The 20,228-nt window shown below is 67.2% G+C and carries 19 protein-coding genes; 5 read left to right on the top strand and 14 right to left on the bottom strand.

Translation table 11 applies throughout. The features are described 5' to 3' along the window. Nucleotides 1-9 precede the first annotated feature (9 nt). A complete protein-coding gene (gene metG, locus ATK74_RS01950) occupies nucleotides 10-1,794 on the bottom strand; it encodes a methionine--tRNA ligase (RefSeq protein ID WP_098459470.1) in 1,785 nt (594 codons plus the stop codon). Nucleotides 1,795-1,932: 138 nt separating this feature from the next. Between metG and ATK74_RS01945 the strand changes: the two genes are divergently transcribed. Both ATK74_RS01945 and ATK74_RS01940 read left to right on the top strand, forming a co-directional pair. Beyond that, nucleotides 1,933-3,165 (top strand): inorganic phosphate transporter, encoded by a 1,233-nt coding sequence (locus ATK74_RS01945; RefSeq protein ID WP_211283250.1) that lies wholly within the window; start codon nucleotides 1,933-1,935, stop codon nucleotides 3,163-3,165. Then, nucleotides 3,165-3,476 (top strand): hypothetical protein, encoded by a 312-nt coding sequence (locus tag ATK74_RS01940; protein WP_098459468.1) that lies wholly within the window; start codon nucleotides 3,165-3,167, stop codon nucleotides 3,474-3,476. The genes ATK74_RS01945 and ATK74_RS01940 overlap by 1 nt, the downstream gene beginning before the upstream one ends. On the opposite strand, the gene ATK74_RS01935 is transcribed toward ATK74_RS01940, so the two are convergent. From ATK74_RS01935 to ATK74_RS01890, 10 genes are all read right to left on the bottom strand, one after another. Beyond that, nucleotides 3,460-4,500 carry a hypothetical protein gene (locus ATK74_RS01935; protein WP_098459467.1) on the bottom strand — a complete coding sequence of 347 codons (1,041 nt, stop codon included), beginning with the start codon at nucleotides 4,498-4,500 and terminating at the stop codon, nucleotides 3,460-3,462. The two genes, ATK74_RS01940 and ATK74_RS01935, sit on opposite strands and share 17 nt — an antisense overlap. Then, complete coding sequence (locus ATK74_RS01930; RefSeq protein ID WP_098459466.1) at nucleotides 4,497-5,423, bottom strand: N-acetylneuraminate synthase family protein; 927 nt, start codon at nucleotides 5,421-5,423, stop codon at nucleotides 4,497-4,499. Before ATK74_RS01930 ends, ATK74_RS01935 begins: the two co-directional genes overlap by 4 nt. Nucleotides 5,424-5,628: 205 nt before the next feature. Further along, on the bottom strand, nucleotides 5,629-6,900 hold the full coding sequence (locus ATK74_RS01925) for a DUF6716 putative glycosyltransferase (RefSeq protein WP_098459465.1): 1,272 nt from the start codon (nucleotides 6,898-6,900) through the stop codon (nucleotides 5,629-5,631). An 81-nt stretch (nucleotides 6,901-6,981) separates the two neighbouring features. After that, nucleotides 6,982-8,046 carry an adenosine deaminase gene (locus tag ATK74_RS01920; protein ID WP_098459464.1) on the bottom strand — a complete coding sequence of 355 codons (1,065 nt, stop codon included), beginning with the start codon at nucleotides 8,044-8,046 and terminating at the stop codon, nucleotides 6,982-6,984. Continuing rightward, the gene (locus tag ATK74_RS01915; protein WP_098459463.1) at nucleotides 8,046-8,453 is read right to left on the bottom strand and encodes a cytidine deaminase; all 408 of its coding nucleotides are present in this window, start codon (nucleotides 8,451-8,453) and stop codon (nucleotides 8,046-8,048) included. The genes ATK74_RS01920 and ATK74_RS01915 overlap by 1 nt, the downstream gene beginning before the upstream one ends. Beyond that, complete coding sequence (locus ATK74_RS01910) at nucleotides 8,450-9,739, bottom strand: ABC transporter permease (RefSeq protein WP_098459462.1); 1,290 nt, start codon at nucleotides 9,737-9,739, stop codon at nucleotides 8,450-8,452. The genes ATK74_RS01915 and ATK74_RS01910 overlap by 4 nt, the downstream gene beginning before the upstream one ends. After that, nucleotides 9,736-10,929 (bottom strand): ABC transporter permease, encoded by a 1,194-nt coding sequence (locus ATK74_RS01905; protein ID WP_245840584.1) that lies wholly within the window; start codon nucleotides 10,927-10,929, stop codon nucleotides 9,736-9,738. Before ATK74_RS01905 ends, ATK74_RS01910 begins: the two co-directional genes overlap by 4 nt. Nucleotides 10,930-10,931: 2 nt before the next feature. Beyond that, the gene (locus ATK74_RS01900; protein ID WP_245840582.1) at nucleotides 10,932-12,491 is read right to left on the bottom strand and encodes an ABC transporter ATP-binding protein; all 1,560 of its coding nucleotides are present in this window, start codon (nucleotides 12,489-12,491) and stop codon (nucleotides 10,932-10,934) included. Nucleotides 12,492-12,596: 105 nt separating this feature from the next. Further along, nucleotides 12,597-13,673: a BMP family lipoprotein gene (locus tag ATK74_RS01895; protein WP_098459461.1), complete on the bottom strand. Its 1,077-nt coding sequence runs from the start codon at nucleotides 13,671-13,673 to the stop codon at nucleotides 12,597-12,599. 1,004 nt (nucleotides 13,674-14,677) lie between these two features. Next, the gene (locus ATK74_RS01890; protein ID WP_143483526.1) at nucleotides 14,678-15,046 is read right to left on the bottom strand and encodes a hypothetical protein; all 369 of its coding nucleotides are present in this window, start codon (nucleotides 15,044-15,046) and stop codon (nucleotides 14,678-14,680) included. Between the two features lie 443 nt (nucleotides 15,047-15,489). Between ATK74_RS01890 and ATK74_RS01885 the strand changes: the two genes are divergently transcribed. Both ATK74_RS01885 and ATK74_RS01880 read left to right on the top strand, forming a co-directional pair. Then, nucleotides 15,490-15,729, top strand: a complete 240-nt coding sequence (locus ATK74_RS01885) for a glycyl radical enzyme domain-containing protein (RefSeq protein WP_245840579.1) — start codon at nucleotides 15,490-15,492, stop codon at nucleotides 15,727-15,729. After that, nucleotides 15,726-16,577, top strand: a complete 852-nt coding sequence (locus ATK74_RS01880; RefSeq protein ID WP_098459459.1) for a YjjW family glycine radical enzyme activase — start codon at nucleotides 15,726-15,728, stop codon at nucleotides 16,575-16,577. The genes ATK74_RS01885 and ATK74_RS01880 overlap by 4 nt, the downstream gene beginning before the upstream one ends. A 334-nt stretch (nucleotides 16,578-16,911) precedes the next feature. Here ATK74_RS01880 and ATK74_RS01875 read toward each other — a convergent pair whose 3' ends face one another. After that, on the bottom strand, nucleotides 16,912-17,511 hold the full coding sequence (locus tag ATK74_RS01875; RefSeq protein WP_098459458.1) for an NAD(P)H-dependent oxidoreductase: 600 nt from the start codon (nucleotides 17,509-17,511) through the stop codon (nucleotides 16,912-16,914). A gap of 85 nt (nucleotides 17,512-17,596) precedes the next feature. On the opposite strand from ATK74_RS01875, the gene ATK74_RS01870 reads away from it, so the two are divergent. Then, entirely contained in the window at nucleotides 17,597-18,007 is a 411-nt protein-coding gene (locus tag ATK74_RS01870) for a DUF3788 family protein (RefSeq protein WP_169923691.1), read from the top strand. 21 nt (nucleotides 18,008-18,028) lie between these two features. On the opposite strand, the gene ATK74_RS01865 is transcribed toward ATK74_RS01870, so the two are convergent. Both ATK74_RS01865 and meaB read right to left on the bottom strand, forming a co-directional pair. Further along, nucleotides 18,029-18,844: a hypothetical protein gene (locus ATK74_RS01865; RefSeq protein ID WP_098459456.1), complete on the bottom strand. Its 816-nt coding sequence runs from the start codon at nucleotides 18,842-18,844 to the stop codon at nucleotides 18,029-18,031. 151 nt (nucleotides 18,845-18,995) lie between these two features. Then, nucleotides 18,996-20,009: a methylmalonyl Co-A mutase-associated GTPase MeaB gene (gene meaB / locus ATK74_RS01860; RefSeq protein ID WP_425440107.1), complete on the bottom strand. Its 1,014-nt coding sequence runs from the start codon at nucleotides 20,007-20,009 to the stop codon at nucleotides 18,996-18,998. Nucleotides 20,010-20,228 lie beyond the last annotated feature (219 nt).

Raw genomic sequence — 20,228 nt, 5'->3', positions numbered from 1 at the left:
CCTGGAGGCTCAGCCGATCGGAGCCCAGGACGGGCCGGTCTCGGCCAGAGTCTCGTCCAGCTTGGTGAACAGCGGCGTCGGCTTGGCCAGCGGCGTCCCCGCGACGATCGGACGCGAAGCCCAGACCGCCTGCTGATTGACGTAGTCGCCGGTCAGCACCGGGTAGTCCGGGCCGCCCTCCTGGCTGACCGTGCGCAGCTCCGGCTGAGCCGCCCAGACTCCCTGGCCGCCGAGGGCCTCGAAGATCTTCTGGGCCGCATGCGGCAACAGCGGGGTGAGCAGGGTGTTGGCGTCCGAGACCACCTGCAGCGCCACGTGCAGGACGGTGTCGCGGCGGGCCGGATCGTCCTTCAGCTTCCACGGCTCCTGATCGGAGATGTACTTGTTGGCCAGCGAGACCACCCGCATGGCCTCAGTGGTGGCCTGCTTGAACTTGCAGCGGCCCCACAGGTCGCCGACCACGTCGAAGGCCGCCTTGGACGCGTCCAGCAGGGCCTGATCGGCTTCGGTCAACTCACCGGCGACCGGGATGGCCCCGACGTTCTTGTGCGCCATCGAGATCGACCGGTTGACCAGGTTGCCCCACTCATTGGCCAGCTCGAAGTTGTTGCGCCGGACGAACTCCTCCCAGGTGAAGTCGGTGTCCTGGTTCTCCGGGCCGTTGACCGCGATGAAGTAGCGCAGCGCGTCCGGGCCGAACTCGGCCAGGAAGTCGCGGACGTAGATGACGTGGCCGCGCGAGGAAGCCAGCTTCGAGCCCGACATGGTCAGGTACTCCGAGGAGACCACCTCGGTGGGCAGGTTCAGCGGGCTGAACGCCGAGCCGTGTCCGCCCTTGTCGCCGGAGCCATTGGCGCCCAGCAGGATGGCCGGCCAGATCACCGAGTGGAAGGTGATGTTGTCCTTGCCCATGAAGTAGTACGAGCTCGCCTCGCTCGACTGCCACCACAGCTTCCAGGCGTCCGGATCGCCGGAGCGCTGCGCCCATTCGACCGCAGCCGACAGGTAGCCGACCACCGCGTCGAACCAGACGTAGATCCGCTTCATGGACGCGTCCTCCCAGCCCTCCAGCGGGATCGGGACGCCCCAGTCCAGGTCGCGGGTGATCGCCCGGGGACGCAGCTCCTTGAGCAGGTTCAGGCTGAACTTCATGACGTTCGGACGCCAGTCGGTGCGGGTGGCCAGCCACTCCCCCAGGGCCCCGGCCAGCGCCGGCAGATCCAGGAAGAAGTGCTCGGTCTCGATGAACTCTGGCACCTCGCCGTTGATCCGGGACTTGGGGTTGATCAGGTCGATCGGGTCGAGCTGGCGTCCACAGTTGTCGCACTGGTCGCCACGGGCGCCGTCATAGCCACACACCGGGCAGGTGCCCTCGATGTAGCGGTCGGGCAGGGTGCGTCCGGTGGACGGCGAGATGGCGCCCATCTCGGTCTGGGCGACCACGTAGCCGTTGTCGTGCAGCGTCCGGAACAGCTCCTGGACGACCGCGCGGTGGTTCAGCGTGGTGGTGCGGGTGTAGAGGTCGTAGGAGCAGCCCAGCGCCTGCAGATCCTCGGCGATCACCTGGTGATACTTGTCGGCGGTCTGCTGCGGGGTGAGGCCCTCCTTGTCGGCCTGCACCTGGATGGCCGTGCCGTGCTCATCGGTGCCGGAGACCATCAGCACCTGGTTGCCGGCCATTCGCTGGTAGCGGGCGAAGACGTCCGAGGGGACGCCGAAGCCGGAGACGTGACCGATATGACGAGGGCCGTTGGCGTAGGGCCAGGCAACTGCTGCCAGGATGCGGGAACTCACGATGGACCATCTTATCGGTCGCCGGTTATCCGCCCGGACGAGCGGACGATACCGCTCCCAGCGCAGCTGAGCGGGAACTGAGAGGCTAGCCATTGACCGCTTTCGGAATACAGCCCGGCTGCCCTTACCATGATCAGTGTGACCCCTGAGTTCATACTCCTGTCGCTAGTTGTTGTCACAGCATTAGCCTTCGACTTCACCAACGGCTTTCATGACACGGCTAACGCAATGGCCACCTCCATCGCCACCCGCGCGCTCAGCCCGAAGGCTGCGGTCAGCCTGTCCGCAGTCCTGAACCTGGTCGGCGCGTTCCTGTCGGTCGAGGTTGCCGTGACGGTCACGAATGCGGTGATCCGGATCCAGAACCCCGACGGCAGTCCAAAGCCGGAGTTGATGGCCGACGACGGCCACGGCCTGCTGCTGATTCTGATGGCCGGCCTCGCCGGAGCCATCATCTGGAACATCCTCACCTGGCTGTGGGGGCTGCCGTCCAGCTCCTCGCACGCTCTGTTCGGCGGACTGATCGGAGCCACCGTGGCCTCGATGGGCTGGCAGGGCGTCAAGTGGGTCGGTGAGGGCTATCACCTCGACGGAGTGGTGGGCAAGGTGGTGCTACCCGCCTTGCTCTCGCCGGCCATCGCCATCGTCGTCGCCTACATCGGCACCAAACTCGTCTTCAAACTCACCCAAGGCGTGGCCCGGCGCTACCAGGAGGCCGGCTTCCGCTGGGGCCAGATCTTCACCGCCTCGCTGCTCTCGCTCTCGCACGGCACCAACGACGCGCAGAAGACCATGGGCGTGGTCACCTTGGCCCTGATCGCCAACGGCGCCTGGACGTCCACCACCGACATTCCACTGTGGGTGAAGTTTGCCTGTGCCCTCGCGATCGCCTCGGGCACCTACATCGGCGGCTGGCGGATCATCCGGACCATGGGCAAGGGCCTGGTCGAGATCTCCTCGCCGCAGGGCATGGCCGCCGAGAGCGCGTCCGCCGCGGTGATCCTGACCTCCAGCCAGCTCGGCTTCGCGCTGTCCACCACGCACGTCTGCACCGGTTCGATCCTTGGCTCCGGCCTGGGCCGCCGCGGCGCAGCCGTCCGCTGGAACGTGGCCGGCCGGATGGCGCTGGCCTGGCTGACCACGCTGCCGTTGGCCGGACTGGTCGGCGCCGGCATGTGGTGGATCGGCCATCTCCTCGGCCAGGGTGCGGGCGCCTTCGTCGTCTTCGCCATCATGTGCGCCGCCGCTCTCTACATGTGGTGGCACTCCAAGCGTGATCCGATCAGCCACCACAACGTCAACGACGCCTGGGAAGAGCCGAAGGATCGCGCCGAAAAGGACGCCGCCCCGGTCGCAGGAGGTACCCACTGATGGAGCAACTACTCGCTGCATTGGACGGCGCTTGGCGGGTGCTGCTGGTGGCCATCGTTCTCGGGGCCGGCCTGCCGACCCTGTTCGCCGCCGGAATCCGGGCACTGGCCTGGGGCATCGGCGGGGACGCCGAAGTCCACGGAGCCGGCGTGATCGTCAAGCCGAACCTGATCGGACGGCTGGTCGCCTACCTGCTGTTCGCGATCGTGCTCGGCTCAGTCGCGCTGGGCATTGGCTATATCGCTGCGCACGGCATGGGCTGGACGATCACCTTCAACGGGCTCATGCCGGTCTTCACGCCGAAGCACTGAGCGGGCTCGACTCCGGCACCCACAGCCGGGCATTGCGAAGGTCCGTCGAGATCTTGTCCAGGAACTCCCTGGCCCGCTGAGTGACGCCCACCCCGAGCATCTCCTCGGGCACGGGCTCGAACTGGTAGTGCACCGGCAGCCCACCCAGCGCCACCGGCAGCGTGTAGCCGACCGAGGACGGGAAGCTCACCACGCGCCTGGCCACGGGCCCCCGACGCAGTTCGATCTCGAGTGGCAGCTGCGGCCGCACCACCCGCAGCCCGGTGGCGCGGCTCAGTTCAGCCAGCTTCTCCGGATCCTCGCGGCGGTGTGCCAGGTAGCGTCCGGGGGCACCGGACGTGCTGGCGATCGCAGCCACCCGGTGCAGATACGCGGCCCGGTCGGCCACCCCCGACTCGACCAGCGAGGAGCCGATCACGTCGACTCCGCCGGTCACCTGAGGCGGCGCGAACCGTCCATGCAGCCAGGAGTAGCGGTTGTGCTGGATCCGGCTGGCCGGGACGCCGGCGATCGGCATCACCGTGAACAGCCGCAGCTTGCCGCCGGCCAGGATCCGTCGGGCCTGCTGGCCGAGCACCGACCGGGGCAGATCCATCGCCGAGGGCCGAGAGTCCCACCGGCGGAGCGCGCCGGAGGCGGCGTACTGAGCGGCGAACTCCATGGTGGCAGTGCCGTCGTCGACCACGACCAACTGCTGGGCTCGAGTTGCCGGCAACAGAGTCTGGATCAGGCCCGAGAAGGGATCTCCGATCACCAGTCGCCGGGCCTTGGTCATCGGCCGCCACAGCTGGCGCAGCGTGCCCGCGAAGGCCATGGCCGACGCCCGCGGCTCACGCCACTCGACGTCCAGCCCCTCCTCGGTGGCGAACTCGGCCAGCTCGCGCAGCTGGGCGGTCGCGTGCGGCTGCCGCGGTGCGAGCACGATCGCCCTGGTCCGGTCGGCGGCACGCTCGGCGTAGCACCACTCCAGCAGGTGCAGGAACTGCGCTGGGCTCTCCACCAGGCCCAGCGTGTCGCGGGTCATGCCGCCCGCTCCGGTCCGTCCAGCGCGGCCTTGTCGCCGGCGACCCGGCGCAGCTTCTTCATCGCGGCCAGCTCTCCGGGGTAGACCTGCTTGATGCCGTCACCGAGAGCCGACTCCAGCACCCGGATGTCCCGGACCAGGCGACGCATCCCCTCCGGCTCGACCGAGGCGGACTGGTCCGAGCCCCACATGGCGCGGTCCAAGGTGATGTGCCGCTCGATCACGCAGGCGCCCAGGGCCACCGCGGCCAGGGTCGACTGCAGGCCGACCTCGTGGCCGGAGTAGCCGATCGGGACGTTGGGGTACTCGGCCATCAGCGAGTTGATCACCCGCAGGTTCAGCTGCTCCGGCGGGGCCGGGTAGGTGCTGTTGGCATGCAGCAGGACGGTGTTGCGGCTGCCGAGCACCTCGACGGCGTGCCGGATCTGATCCGGGGTGGACATCCCGGTCGACAGGATCACCGTGTGCCCGCTGGCGCGAGCGGCTCGCAGCAACTCGTCGTCGGTGAGGCTGGCCGAGGCGATCTTGTGGGCCGGCGGGTTGAACTGATTGAGGAACTCGACACTCGGCACGTCCCACGGGGAGGCGAACCAGTCGATGCCCAACTCGCGACAGTGCTCGTCGATGGCCCGGTACTCGTCCTCACCGAACTCGACGCGATGCCGGTACTCGATGTAGGTCATCCGGCCCCAGGGAGTCTCTCGCTCGATATCCCACTGGTCCCGCGGGGTGCAGATCTCCGGGGTCCGCTTCTGGAACTTCACCGCGTCCATGCCGGCGGCCTTGGCCTGATCGATCAGGGCGATCGCGTTCGACAGCTCACCGTTGTGATTGATCCCGATCTCACCAATCACGTAGACGGGCTCGCCGGGGCCGACCTGGCGATCTCCGAACCGACGCAATCTGGAACTGGCAGCACTCACAACTCGTCCTTCCTGAGGTCCCGCGGGAGGGTCCCAGCGGGGTGTGCAGGTCGCCGGGTGGCGGCCGGGTGTCGCCGGCCGAAGCCGGGCTTCTGGTGACGGGCGGCCAAGCTCATACCTCCGCCGCCCGTCACCACGTCGAATCGATGGGAGCCGGCGGCTGGTGCCGCCGGGTGCAGGTCGGTAGTGCGGACCAGGCGGGCGGTCATAGCGCCGCCAGTCGTCGCAGCGCCGGCCCGATCACGGTGGTGCCGTGCCGGTAGACCCCGCGGGCACCGCTGCGCACCGCCTTGCGCAGCACCGACGTGGTCCGGGCCGGTAGTGGGCGACCGTCGGGGCCGACTCCGTAGCCGGCCAGTAGCCGTGGCAGGAGGCCGCTGGCATTGGTCAGGTTGTAGAAGGGAACCAGTTCCCCGCGCGGCTCGGCCAGCGCCTGAACCACCCGCCCCGGCAGGTCGTCATGGAGCTCTCGGACGCCCCGCTGCCGGGCCCAGTCGAGGTTCACCGTCGGTACCAGCCCGCGGTCGAGCTCATCGAACCCGGCCAGCAGCCCGGAGCCCAAGAAGTAGGTGTTCCCCAGCGACTCGCGGATCCCGAAGTCGGTCAGTACCGCGGCCGCCACCCCGGCATGGATCGCCTCGACAGCCGCCATCGAACTCACCGTGACCAGCAGGTCGGTGCGGCTCAGCGCCCGACTCATCAAGCCGCCGATCACCTTCAGGTTGGCCGGACGCTGGCTACCCAGGCCGCGAATCAGCTCGTCGTAGGGGTACGGCTCGGGATGGGTGGCCAGTTCGCCCGGCACGTTGCGTAGCTTCACCAGAACATCCCGCTCGGGATGCCGGCGAGCGTGGTCGGCCAGTCGCTGCACTAGGTGCTGACGCTCGGCCCGACTGGTCGGAACGCCGGGCTGACCGGCGAAGGTCACAGCGAACCGGCCGCTCGGCGTCCGCGGAGCCGGGTCCTCGAGAAAGGGCAACTGGGTGCGTACCAAGGACTCCGGACGGGCGCCGACACTGGTCAGCACCCCGGCGAACTGCTCGAGGTCGGCCGGGCTGTTCACACCGATCAGGTCTGAACCGGCGCGCAGCAGCAGGCCGTCCACCGGGTTCTCGTAGACGACGCCGACGTAGCCGGTGAGCACCAGCGGACGCGGCTCGAGCCGGGCCGCCGCCAGGAGCTGCAGGACGGCCTGGCAGCCCCCACCCGGGGCGGCCACCACCAAGATGTCGGGCAGATCGGTCGCGAGCGCCTCCAGCAGCCCGGACGGGGTGAGCTGGCGCACCTGTTCGGGCCGCACTCCAGCCTCCAGCAACTGCCGGTGGCTCGGGAGTTCGTGCGTCCACAACTGGTAGCCGAGGATCTCGGGCTCCGCCGCCAGTCGCGCCGCCAACCGGGCCGCCCACTTCCACCGTCCATCGGTATCGGCCAGCAGGGCGACCTTCATGGTCGCTGCGGTCGGGTCGGCGGAACTCACACCGAAAAGCTAGGTAGCCCAGTCAGCCAACCCGCCAACTACGGTTCACGGTTAGGTGAACGATGAACCAACTCCTGCCGCTCAACCGGCCAGTGCGCTGAACTCGTCCTCGACCCGTCGGATGAGGCCCAGCCGCTGATCCCAGGGCAGGAAGGCACTCTTGGCCGCGTTGCGGCTGAATCGGCGCAGGTCGTCCATGCTGTAGCCGAAGGCCTCGCTGAGCAGGTGATACTCCCGACTCAACGTAGTGGCGCTCATCAGCCGGTTGTCGCAGGAGACCGTGACCCGGAAGTCCAGCTCGGCCAGCCGTCCGAACGGATGCTCGGCGATGGTGGCGCAAATGCCGGTCTGCAGGTTCGAGGACGGGCACAGCTCCAGCGCGATCCGCCGGTTGCGGACGTAGCTGGCCAGCTCGCCCAGGCTGCCGTCGGCGGCCACGTCCTCGATCAGCCGGACGCCATGGCCCAGTCGGGATGCCCCGCACAGCTGGACCGCCTCCCAGATCGAGGGCAGTCCGAAGGCCTCACCGGCATGGATGGTGAACTCGAAGTTGTGCCGCTTGAGGTAGTCGAAGGCCTCGACGAAGCGGCTGGGCGGGAATCCGTCCTCGGCACCGGCGATGTCGAAGCCACAAACCGAGTCGTTGCGGAAGGCCACGGCCAGCTCGGCGATCTCGGTCGTCGGGCTGGCGTGCCGCATCGACGTCACGATCTGCCGGGCCATGATCGTCCGGCCGGAAGCGGCGGCAGCCGCCACACCCTCGGCCAGACCGTCACGCACCGCAGCAACCGCCTCGGTCAGGCTGAGCCCGCCGGCCAGATGCTGCTCGGGAGCCCAGCGCGCCTCGGCGTAGATCACGCCGTCGGCGGCCTGGTCCTCGACGAACTCCCTCGCCACCCGACGCAGCTGATCGGCGGTCTGCATCACCGCGATGGTGTGCGCGAAGGTCTCCAGGTAGCGCACCAGAGACCCGGAGTCGGCGGCCGCGAAGAACCAGCGGCCCAGCGCCTCCGGATCGGTTTCGGGCAGGACATGGCCCACTTCGGCGGCCAGCTCGACGATGGTGGCTGGGCGCAGCCCGCCGTCCAGGTGGTCGTGCAGGGCGATCTTCGGAACGGCCCGGCACAGCTCCAGCGAGACCGCCACTAGACCTCCCCCACCACTTCCCGCAGGTCTTCGATGCCGAAAGCCTGCGGCAGCACCTGGTCCATGGGCAGGATGCCCTTCGGGGTGTCCACCAGCAGACCGGCACCGCCGTGCTCCCACAGCAGCTGGCGGCAGCGGCCACAGGGCATCAGCTGATCGCCATTGCCGTTACAGCAGGTGACCGCGACCAGGCGTCCGCCGCCGGTGGCCACCAGTTCGGAGACCAGCCCGCACTCGGCGCACAAGGCCACCCCGTAGCCGGCGTTCTCGACGTTGCAGCCGGCGACCACCCGTCCGTCCTCGGTCAGGCCGGCCGCACCGACCGGGAACTTCGAGTACGGGGCATACGCACGTGCGGCGAGCTCGCGGGCGCGCCCGCGCAGCTCGTCCCAGTCGATGCCGGTCACTTGATGTAGGGCGTTCCGTCGGCCGCGGGTGCCCGAGTTCGTCCGATCAGGCCGGCAACGGCGATGATGGTGGCAACGTAGGGCAGCAGCAGGAGGAACTGGCTGGGCACCGGTGTCGATAGCGTCTGCAGCTGGGACGCCATCTGGGTTACGAACCCGAAGAACAGGCCCATCAGCGCCGCGTACACCGGATGCCAGCGCCCCATGATAAGGGCGGCAAGCGCGATGAACCCGTTGCCGACGGTGATGTCCTTGACGAACGTGCCGGTGGAACCCACGGTGAAGAACGCCCCGCCCAGGCCAGCGAAAATCGATCCGACCAGCACCGCTTGCCACCGCACGGCGGTCACCGAGATGCCGACAGTATCGGCCGCTCTCGGATGCTCACCGACGGCACGCACGCGTAGGCCCCACCGAGTCTTGTAGAGCAGGAACCACACCACGGCCACAGAGATCACCGCGAGATACACCAGGATCGTCTGGTCGAACAGGATCGGCCCGACCAGCGGGATGCTGGCCAGCGGCCCTAACGGGATCGCGGTCATGATCGGCGAGGCGTTCAGCGCGGTTGAGTTGGGCTGCACGAGCTGATCGAACAGGAAGCCTGTGAGACCGGAGGCGAGCAGGTTGATCACGACGCCCAGCACCACCTGATCCACCAAGTACTTGATCGCGAACAGGCCGAGCAGCAAGCCGGTGAGCGCGGCAGCGAGCACCGCGCCGATCAGAGCTGCGGGAATCGAGCGGGTCAGCGAGCCGACAACTGCTGCGGTGAATGCCGCGTTGAGGAACTGGCCCTCGATGGCGACGTTGACAACGCCAGCGCGCTCGCCGACCACACCGGCCAGCGAGCCGAGCATCAGCGGGGTGGCCAGCGCCACCGTGCCTGCGAGCTGGTTACTCACCGGGAACGGCAGCGTACTGCTGGACGCAGCCCAGCTCAGGAAACCCACGACCACTGACAGGCCGGCTATCACACCGGCCGCTCGGCGCCAGCCGCGCGAGAGTCGTCCCGACACCAGACCGCCTCCAGCGGCGAGGCATAGCAGTGCCGTGAGCAGGACCACCGGCCCGGCGGGAAGGGCCACGCTGGGCAGTTGGACGGTGTCGAAGGCGTCGGAGAGCGTAAAGGTCGCCGTGACCCCGGCGCTGAAGGACGCCACAAGGAGGCCCACGCCCGCCGCAACGATCAGCCAGCCAGTCGACAGCCGTGCCCGGCGGGCGTCCGGCGACTCGAGGTGGACGTGGGTGACCACCTCTGCCGGTGCCGAGATGGACGCGCTCATGCCTGGCCTCCCGTGAGTGTGGCGCTCGGCTTCAGCCGGCGGCCCTTCAAGAACGGCAGCACAGTCGCGACAAGCGCCGGCGCCGCTACGAACAGCACCACCACGGCCTGAAGCACCATGGTGAGCGTCAGGGGTGTTTGCGCGACGCTCTGCATGGCCAGGCCCCCAGCGTCCAGGCCGCCGAACAGCAACCCGGCGAACACGATGCCGACTGGACGCGAGCGTCCCAGTAGGGCAACGGTGATCGCGTCAAAGCCCACCGTGCCGACCAGACCCAGCGTGAGCGGGACGGGCGCGCCATTGGCGCTCGGGCCCAGCGCGAATTGGATGCCGGCGAGGCCTGCAAGGGCACCCGCGAGGGTCATCGTGATCGCGGTTGTCGTGGCCACGCTCATGCCCGCGGTGCTCGCGGCGTGTGGGTTGGCTCCGACCGCGCGGATCGAGAAACCGGTCGTCGATCGCTCGAGCAGCCACCAGACGGCGGCCGCGGCGGCGATGGCGAGCACGAACCCCAGGTGGAACTGTCCGAAAATGGACGGCAACGCAGCGGTGGCGTGCACCTCTGGAGAGATCGGGTCCTCCCGTCCAGGTCGCCGGAAAGCTGTTGTGGTCAGCAGGAACGCGAGCATGCCCGACGCGATGTAGTTCATCATGATCGTCACGATCACCTCGTGGGCGCCGGTCTTCGCCTTCAGCCAACCTACGATGCCACCCCACACCGCACCGGCCGCGACGCCACCGACGACTGCGACCAGCAGGTGCAGGCCATAGGGCAGCTCGAAGGTGAAGCCGATCCACGCCGCGGTCACCGCGCCCCAGACTGCCTGACCCTGTGCACCGATGTTGAACAGGCCGGCTCGGAAGGCTAGTCCCACGCCAAGGCCTGCGCAGATCAGGGGGGCGGCCTTAGAACTCGTCAGTGCAAGTGCCTGCGGGCTGCCGAGTGCCCCGACGGCCAACGCTCCGTAGGCGCCGGATACCTTGGCCCACGCGCTCCCGAGCGCGAGCTGCGGAGCGGTGAACAGGTAGGCGAAGTTCGCGGACACCTGCGGGTCGGCAGCGATCATCAAGATCGCCCCGATGACCAGCGCCAGCACGAAGGCCGCCGTGGTGACAGCCCAGTCACGCCAGTGTCGTGACGCGTACTCGACGAGGGCTCCCCGCCCTGCCGCGCGGGTGTGTGTGGTCACGGCTACTCCCCCTCCGCCTCACGGCCGCCGGAGTTGCCGGCGATCGCCTCGTTGTACGGCACACCGGCCATCATCAGACCGAGCACCTCCCGGGGGGTGCCAGGATCGACCACGCCGACGGCGTGCCCGCGATACATCACCAGGACACGATCGGCGAGAGCCTCGACCTCCTCCAGCTCGGTGGAGAAGATCAGCACGGCTGCCCCGGTGTCACGCTCCTCAACAATCCGCCGGTGCAGGAACTCGATGGCCCCGACGTCGACTCCGCGGGTCGGCTGGCTGGCAACGAGCAGCGCCAGGTCGCGGGAGAGTTCACGGGCAAGGACCAGCTTCTGGGCGTTGCCGCCGGAGAGCTGCCCGGCCGGCTTTGCAATCGACTCTGTCCGGATGTCGTACTGGTCGACCAGCGCCGTCGCGTTCTCGGCGACGGCCTTGAGGTCGAGCGCAAGGCCGTTCGCGAACGGACGGTCGCGGAAGCGGTTCAGCACGAGGTTCTCGGCAACCGTGAACGAGCCGACGAAGCCGTCGTGCTGGCGGTCCTCCGGGACGAAGCCGAGCCCGGCGGCGATCGTCTCGCGCGGACGGGCGTGAGTGATGTCGACGCCGTCCAGAGAGATCGTGCCGGCGATGACGTCGGCGTTACTCCCCAGCAGAGCGTCGGCGAGCTCGGACTGGCCGTTGCCCTGGACACCCGCCACGCACAGGATCTCGCCGGCCCGCACCTCGAAGTCGAGGTCGTCGACAACGACCGAACCGTTGGGATCAGCCACACTGAGGCCCTCCACACGCAGCCGAACGTCACCGGCGGCTGCCGGCGGCTTGCTGATCTGCAGGTCGACCGCCCGGCCGACCATGAGTTCGGCGAGCTTGTTCTCCGGCGTCCCGGGATCGGCGTAGCCTACGACCCGGCCGCGCCGCAGCACCGTGATGCGGTCGGCGATGGCGCGCACCTCGCGAAGCTTGTGGGTGATGAATACGATCGCCTTTCCGTCGTCGCGGAGCTTCTTCATGACGTCCATTAGGTCGTCGGTCTCCTGCGGCGTGAGCACCGCCGTCGGCTCGTCGAAGATCAGGTACTCGGCGTCGTTCGCTAGGGCTTTCAGTATCTCCACACGCTGCTGGACCCCGACGGGCAGGTCCTCAATGAACGCGTCCGGGTTGACCGGAAGGTTGTAGCGCTCCGAGAGCTCGGCCACCTTGACCCGGGCGGCGCGCAGGTCGACCACGGGGCCGGGCTCGCGGCCGAGAATCAGGTTCTCCGCGACCGTGAACACCTCCACCAGCATGAAGTGCTGGTGGACCATGCCGATCCCGGCCGCCATGGCCTGCCGTGGGTTGGCGAAGTGCTGCTCGACCCCATCTACCACAATCTGCCCGCCGTCGGGCTGAAGCAAGCCGTAGAGCACATTCATCAGCGTGGACTTGCCGGCACCGTTCTCGCCAAGGAGGCAGTGAATCTCGCCGGGGCGAATGTCCAGGTCGACAACATCATTGGCGACAAAGTCGCCGAACTTCTTCGTGATCTCGCGGAGCTGGAGACCCCTCGTGGGCTTGTCTGGCACGCCCTGATCCTTCCAGATTCCAGCCGTTGTGGCACGCACCTCGCGGGCCAGGTACGGCAGAGGAGGGAGACGTGCAGCCCCCCTCCTCCGTGTCGCGAACGATCGCTATGCGATCTTGATCGTCCCAGCGACGATGTCAGCCTTGATCTTGTCGAGCTCAGACTTGGTGTCCGCGCTTACCTTGCTATCCCAGTCGTGGAACGGAGCCAGGAACACGCCAGCGTTCGCAAGCGTGCCAACGAATGGCTCGTTGCTGAACTTGCCATCCTTGGCATCCTTGATCGCCTGGTACACAGCCACGTCCATGGCCTTGCCAACCGAGGTCGGGATCACCGCACAGTACTTGGCCTGACTGGTGCAACCGTCGGTGTCGACCCACATCGAGCCGACCTTGCCGCCGCTGGCCTGCGCCACCTGGAGCGCACCCTCGCCTGCGCTACCTGCAACGGGGAGCAGAACATCCGCACCCTGGGAGACGAGGTTGTTGGCGACCTGCTTGCCGCCAGCCACGTCCTGGAATGGGTTCTGGCCGGGGATGAAGGACCCATCCTTCTTGGCTTCATCCCAGCCGAGGACCTTGATGTCCTTGCCCTTGTCCTTGTTGTACTTGGCGACGCCCTGGGCGAAGCCGGTCATGAACGCGGTTACCGAGGGGATCTTCGCACCACCGAACGTGCCAACCTTGCCGGTCTTGCTGAGTGACGCCGCTGCATAGCCGGCCAGGAAGGACGGCTCACCGGTGTTGAAGACGAGGCCCTTGAGGTTCGACTCGGGCTTCTCGTAGGCGTAATCGACGATCGCGAACTTCACGTCCGGGTACTGCTTCGCGGCAGCCTGGGTTGCATCGCCCAGCAGGAAGCCGACAGTGATGATCACGTTGCACTTCGCGTCAACCATCGACTTGATGTTCTGCGCGTAGTCGGCCTCAGCCTTGGACTGCACCTGGGCGGTCTGGATGCCCAGCTCGGTGCCCGCCTTGACCAGGCCGTCGTGGGAGGTCTGGTTGAACGACTTGTCGTCGAAGCCGCCAAGGTCCGAGACCATGCATGCCTTGAAATCGGACGTCGTAGCGCTGCTCGTGGCGGGCGTGGAGCCGGTCGCGACCGGCGGCGGCGTTGCACAGCCGGCGAAGGTGAGTGCGACTGCTCCGAGAGCGGCCGGAATAATCAAAGACTTCTTCACGAAGATGCCTCCTTGGCAACGAGTACACGCGGGTCATGGACTCAAACCCGGCGTCAGCACTCTAGCCACGTCGATGGGGCAGTCGCTTCCCAGTCGTCGCCAGTGTGACAAGCTGATACCCAGTTGTGACCTAGAGCCGGTCGCTCCCACTCATGCTCTGAGAGAACGCAAGAGGGCCGCCCAGCACGTCATAGGCCGGGCGGCCCTCTTGCGCCATCGACTACGACGGGTTGTTCGACACCACAATCGAGAAGTCGTTGTAGACGGTCGCATACACGGTGGTAGTGGCGCCTGAGCTGCTTGAGCGGGGGTGCGCTTGAACTTGGCCGGGCCATGGCCACCCCAGATGGCCTCACTCGAGCCATGGGCACTCATGCGCGATTGCTCATAAAGCTCTCGATCTCAATCGATTCCCCTCCGAAAAGGAGGCTGTTCCGAGTTCTTCTACCAGGTGATTAGCTCGACGGCAGCACGCGACCAAGCCATTCACACCTCAGCCACGTGAACGCCCTGCCCGTCGCTACAACCCGGCAACTCGAGCCCACCTTATCCGACTACCTTGCCCAGGAGGCGTCACTGCTTACGAGCAACTGCCCACACCCATTTCGCTCCATCATCGACCTGAAACCGAAACTGCAGTGAAGCCATATCAGTGAGATACTCCCTTCGATTAGTCGCTCCGTTGCAATCCACCACCCATTCAGTTCCGCTATGAGCGTTAATCACACGGAATCGTCCCGCAGACATGCAGACTACATAGAGCACCACCGAGCCACCAGATGCTGGTACGTCGGCGCTACTGGAAACTCCACCAGTCCCACGCGAGACTCTGACTATCTCATCGCCATGCTTGATCTCCAGGCCGGTGTCACTCGATTCACCCGGAGCTGCAGGCTCGTACGACGGCCCTCCTGGCTCACTTCTTGGGGCGTAGGCTGAGCACCCGCTCCAAGAAGTGAGGCTCAGCAACACCAAGGCATAGAAGGCGGCCAGACGCGTGCGCACTAGATCCGCTCGCTGTGGAACCACCAACGCTTCGTGACGGGGCTTGTTATCGTGAAGTTGTGGCGCACGGGCGCTGCGCAGCCGGAGGAACTGCAGTTCGTGTCAGTGTAGTGGGCGGCGAACTTGTCTCGAACCGTTCCCCGATCACAGTACATGATAGTTCGGGCCGGGACCGTCATGTCGCCGGTGGTGACGTACCCAGTTGTCACCTCGTGCTGAATCTCTCCACCGACCTCCACGTCGGCCTTGGCAAATAGGAAGTTACCCACCTCGCCAGAGACCTTCACAGAGACGGTGAACCTGTCCGTCTTGGACTCGGTTGCCGTGCAGGACAGGTGTCCCTTTTCTGTATAGAGGTCGTTCTCCATACTGTCATTGAACACGATCCACTTCGACTGTGCCGTATATCCGTCCACGTAATAGCACCTCGTGATCGTGGATCCCGCACTCTCGCACTGACTGGAGGCGGCCTGCGCTGGAGTGACCGACAGCGCAGTTAGTGATACGAGGGCCAATAGGACAGCCGCGGACCTCATTGGTCGTCTGAACTTCGATAACACTTACCACTCCTTCGTGATTGTGACCGACTGACAGCATAGTGCAGTAGGACGGCCCCAAAGCGGAGACACCGAAATGGCCACGTATTGTCCGCTGCACCGCAGTCGCGGAACGAGCACTGCTTCCGGTGGGAGCTTCGCCAGCGGGCTTACCCCAGTCCTCGTGCCCATCTGCAGCTCGTATTGATCTAGCGCCGAGCGTCCGCAGTGCCGAAGCGCTCGCGGGCGGCCGGCCACATCTCGCGGGTCTGGGAGTGGACGTGATCCGCGGCGCGCTGTCGATCGGGATGCGCGACTTCACCTTCAACCTGGATTCCAACGAGTTCATCCGGATCACCGGCTACCTGGTCCGCAAGTCCGACCTGGTCGGGATCGCCGAGCACGGCGCCCGGCATTCCAGCGACTACCTGGCCGCCACTGCCGAGATCAACCACACCGTCACCACTCGTGCCGTGAAGCGGGTGGTTTCGGCCGAGTCCAGCCCCCGCGGGTGAGCCCGACCGGGCAGATCAGCGGCGTCATCGAGTTCTCCGCCGTCGATGGGCCGGGGAACCGGTTCGTGGTGTTCACCCAGGGCTGCAACTTCAACTGTCTGGCCTGCCACAACCCGTACACCATCAACCTCTGCAATGACTGCGGGGTATGCGTGGACGCCTGCGGCTCCTCGGCGCTGGACGTGGTGGGCGGACGGGTGGTCTGGAACCCCGACCGCTGCACCGGCGAAGAGGCCTGCATCCGGATCTGCCCCTACGACTCCACCCCGAAGGCGCGGACCATGCAGGTGGCCGAGGTGCTGGAGCAGCTGCACCCGAACGTCCCATTCATTTCGGGGGTCACGGTCTCCGGTGGCGAGGCCACTCAGCAGGCCGGCTTCGTGGCAGCCCTGTTCGCCGCGATCAAGGCCGATCCGAGCCTGTCCCGGCTGACCTGCTTCGTCGACTCCAACGGGGCCGCTTCACCGGCGGTCTGGGACGAGCTGGATCCCGTGCTGGACGCGGCCATGATCGACCTGAAGTGCTTCGACGACGCCATTCACCGCGAGCTGGTCGGCTCGGGCAATGCCGAGGTGCTGGAGTCGATCCGGCTGTTGGCCGGTCGCGGCAAGCTGCACGAGGTACGACTCCTGCTGGCCGCCGGAGCCAATGACTCCGACGAGCTGCTGGCTCGCACCGGCGCCTGGCTGGCCGAGATCAACCCGAGGATGCGGCTGAAGCTCATCGGGTTCCGGGCTCATGGCGTCCGACCGTCCCCGGTGCCGCTGGTCGAGCCGACCCCCGAGCAGCGCGCCCACTACGCCGAGGTTCTCCGTAGTCAGGGCGATTTCGACATCCTGGTGATCTAGCGCCGGGCGTCCGTGGTGTGAAGGCTCGCTCCGGCTCGGTCCGTTCGGCGGGCGAGGCCTCCGGCGTCGTTTGGCTGGTTCGGCCGCCGATTTCGTCGTTATCAAGGCCGTGCCAGGACCCGGCTCACGCGCGACCGCCGACTTTGTCGCTATCGAGGCCTCCATGGGGGCTCATATCGACAACATCGGCGGTCGCATCGGCTCAGCGTCTCGCCACCCGCCTGATAACGACAACATCGGCGCTGACACGAGGTGAGATGGCCCCGCGGAGCCGTCCAGAGCGGGTGCGGGTCCGAGTCGGCCCGAGAAACCTAGGGGCGGTGGCTGTCGCCGACTATCGGCCGGCGTCCACGGTGCCGAACTGCTCTGCCTTAGCCAACCACTTCGCCCGCAGTTGCGGGGTGGAGGTCTTCACCGGGGTGAACCGACTGGCGCCGATCGTCTTGATCCCGCAGTAACCCAGGGTGGCCCGGCGCAGCGCGGTGATGGCGGCATCCCGGTAGACCAGCTGGTTGTAGAACCGAGGCACATCGCAGGTCATGATCAGCCGAGCCGTGCGTCCGGTGAGCAGCGGCTCCCAGCGGTAGCCGGCCGTTGAGCGGTAGGTCGCTCCGGAGACGAAGGTGCGATCGATCCAGGCCTTCAGCACCGCGGGATACAGCCCCCACCACTGCGGGAACACGATCAGGATGTGCTGCGCCCACTCCAGGTCGGCCAGGTCGGCGGCCACGGACGGCTCCAGCCAGCTGCGATCCTCGCGGACCGAGCGCAGACTCGCCCGGTCCGGCGGGTTCTGCGGCTGGCGCTCGGACAGATCCCGCACCCGCACCTCGGCTCCGGCAGCGCGGGCCGCCTCGGCATAGCGCTGGCCCAGCTCGTGGCTGAGGCTGCCGGCCAGCGGGTGGCCGACCACCACCAGAATGCGGTCGCTCATCGGGAACTGCTCCTTGCTCGGGGACCGGGTCAGCCATCGGGCCAACTCGCCGACGCTCGCGGCGCCGTCGTCCTATCGTTGCGCCATGGGCCAAGCGTTCCGCGACCAATCCCAGCCACCGACCCCCGAGGCCATCGCCGAGGTGCTCGGCGACACCGATGCCGCCTGGCAGGAAGCCCTGGACGCCTTCGCCAACGCCGGGGTGGACGTGGCCTGGCGCTACTACCGCGACGGTGGCTGGCTGGCCAAGGCCACCCGCGGCAAGGCCACCATGGCCTGGATGAGCGTAGAGCCGGGCCTGGCTCGGATCACCTTCTACTTCCCGGCGCGACTGCGCGAGACCGTCCTGGCCAGCCCCGACCTGGACGACACCCTGCGCGAACGCGTTGCCACGACGGCCCCGACCGGCAAGTCACTCCCGGTGACCCTGCGCCTACCGGACGTGCCGACAAGCCAGGTTCCGATCGTCCTGGAGCTGAAGCAGCGTCTGCGCTAGTGCCGCTGCGCCGGCGAGCTGCTAGCTCTGGATCTGCTGAGCGACTTCCCGCAGACGAGTCACCGAGATAGTGGCCCCGGTGTCGGGGTCGCCGGGAACGACCTCGGCCGGGTCGACGTGGCGGGTGAAGGCCTCGCCGCCATTGCGCTCAGTGGCGCGGAACTGGCCGGCATCGCTCCAGCCGCGGAAGTAAGTACCCGTCAAGGACGTGGACGCGACGACACTCTTGGCTTTGGCCTTGGTCAGTTCAGTGAGGAAGTAGATCGAGTCGTCGCCGACCTCGGGGAACCGCTGACCATCCCAGTGGTACGCGTTGAAACTGGCGTCGATCTCAGCCTGGGTGAGGCTCGGGTCGACTCGGGACCGGTCGATCTGTCCGGTCGCGAGTTCGATCCGCAGCGGGATGTAGCCGCCTGGCTGGACGATGGTGATCAGGTCGCCAACCTTGGCATCACCGGCCAAGACCTCGCTGACCTTGACGTCACTGAGCGTGTACGGCTGACCATCGACATGGGTGTAGGACACCGCGGTGACGGTGCCGCGAACAGCCAAGTCAGAGTGGGCGGCGATCGCCGTGATGCTGCTGCTGCCCACGAACTCGACAATGCCGCTTCCGTGCGAGACCTTGGCCCCGCTGTCCGGCGCACTCCATGACTCGGCCGGGTGGACGGTCCGGTCAGTGCCGAGTGCGGGCCTCGTCGCATGATCCGCGGGCATGGCAGCCGGCGCACCCACAGCCACCTCGGCAGCGACGTTGACCGGAGCCGACGAGCAGCCGCTGATGCCCAGCAGGAGCACAGCGACACCGATCACGACACCGGTTGGCAGGGTACTCATGGCTGATCCCTTCACTCGCCGTCAACCGTAGGTCGAGCGCTCAGCCCAGCTCGTGCGTCGCTGGATGTTGTCCGCGAAGTGTCCAGCCGGGGCACCTCCCCCGGGATCGCTGTCTGACAGGCTCGCCCGCCGATGAGTCTGCGGCGAGAAGCTAGTGGCGCAGCAGGTCCTCGGCGTCGCGGACGAAGGCGGCCAGGATCGCGTCCGAAGCCTCCAGGGCGGACAGCTCACCGGACTCGACTTCGGCCTCCAGCTGGGCGCGGATCGCGTTCACCGCCGGAGAGACGCGCAGGGCGTCCTCGAGTTCGCCGTGAACCAGGGCCCACAGCCATTCGCGCTGCTGCTTGGCTCGGCGGGCCTGCAGCTGTCCGGCGGCCTCCAGGCGCGCACGGTGATCCAGGATCGCCTGCCACACCTCGTCCAGGCCCTTGCCGGTCAGCGAGCTCGAGGTCAGCACCGGCGGACGGGTGGCCTTGGGGTCGGAGGTGATCAGCTTCATGGCGATGGACAGTTCGCGGGCGGTGACCCGGGCCTCGGACTCATGGTCGCCATCGGCCTTGTTCACGGTGATCACGTCGGCCATCTCCAGGATGCCGCGCTTGATCCCCTGCAGCTGATCCCCGGCCCGAGCCAAGGTGATCAGCAAGAAGGTGTCGACCATGCCGGCCACGGCGACCTCGGACTGGCCGACGCCGACGGTCTCGACCAGGACGACGTCGTAGCCGGCCGCCTCCAGCACCAGCATCGATTCGCGCGTGGTGCGGGCGACGCCACCCAGATGGCTGCCGGCCGGTGAGGGCCGGATGAAGGCCTGATCGGATTGGGCCAACTCCCCCATCCGGGTCCGGTCGCCCAGGATCGAGCCACCGGTCTTGGCCGAGGTCGGATCGACGGCCAGCACCGCGATCCGATGACCCTGGTCGATCAGCCGACGGCCGAGGGAGTCGATGAAGGTGGACTTGCCTGCGCCAGGGACGCCAGTGATGCCGACCCGAATGGCCTTGCCGGTGTCCGGGCGCAGAATCCGCAGCAGGTCGGCGGCCAGGTCGTGGTGAGCCGGCTTGCTGGACTCGACAAGGGTGATGGCTCGCGCGATCGCCGTCCGCTCACCGGCCCGGATCCGCTGCGCCAACAGCTCGGGATCCAGATGCGGACGCTTCACCACCGCAGGGTCACGCCGAGGCGGCACGGCGTCGCCGTACTGCCGTCCCGGCGTCGGGTCCGACCGCAGGTAGAGCGGCTCCTTGGCTTCAGTCATCTCGTCCATACTCTGCTCGTTCATCGCGTACTGGTGGCGGACACGCGCATTCGGTTGGCCGAACCCGGTGCAGATACTGGACATGTCCAGTATCTGCGGGCCGGGCTCTAGACAGGTCGAGCCTGC

The organism is Propionicimonas paludicola, assembly GCF_002563675.1.
Taxonomy (GTDB): Bacteria; Actinomycetota; Actinomycetes; order Propionibacteriales; family Propionibacteriaceae; genus Propionicimonas; species Propionicimonas paludicola.
Note: the sequence above shows the minus strand (reverse complement) of the source record. Positions and strands in the feature narration are given on the sequence as shown.

Coding starts and splice junctions, on each gene's coding strand:
- ATK74_RS01940 (WP_098459468.1), top strand. CDS start 3,165: ATGGAGCAACTACTCGCTGCATTGGACGGCGCTTGGCGGGTGCTGCTG.
- ATK74_RS01935 (WP_098459467.1), bottom strand. CDS start 4,500: ATGACCCGCGACACGCTGGGCCTGGTGGAGAGCCCAGCGCAGTTCCTG.
- ATK74_RS01910 (WP_098459462.1), bottom strand. CDS start 9,739: ATGAGCGCGTCCATCTCGGCACCGGCAGAGGTGGTCACCCACGTCCAC.
- ATK74_RS01890 (WP_143483526.1), bottom strand. CDS start 15,046: ATGGAGAACGACCTCTATACAGAAAAGGGACACCTGTCCTGCACGGCA.
- ATK74_RS01875 (WP_098459458.1), bottom strand. CDS start 17,511: ATGAGCGACCGCATTCTGGTGGTGGTCGGCCACCCGCTGGCCGGCAGC.
- ATK74_RS01870 (WP_169923691.1), top strand. CDS start 17,597: ATGGGCCAAGCGTTCCGCGACCAATCCCAGCCACCGACCCCCGAGGCC.
- ATK74_RS01865 (WP_098459456.1), bottom strand. CDS start 18,844: ATGAGTACCCTGCCAACCGGTGTCGTGATCGGTGTCGCTGTGCTCCTG.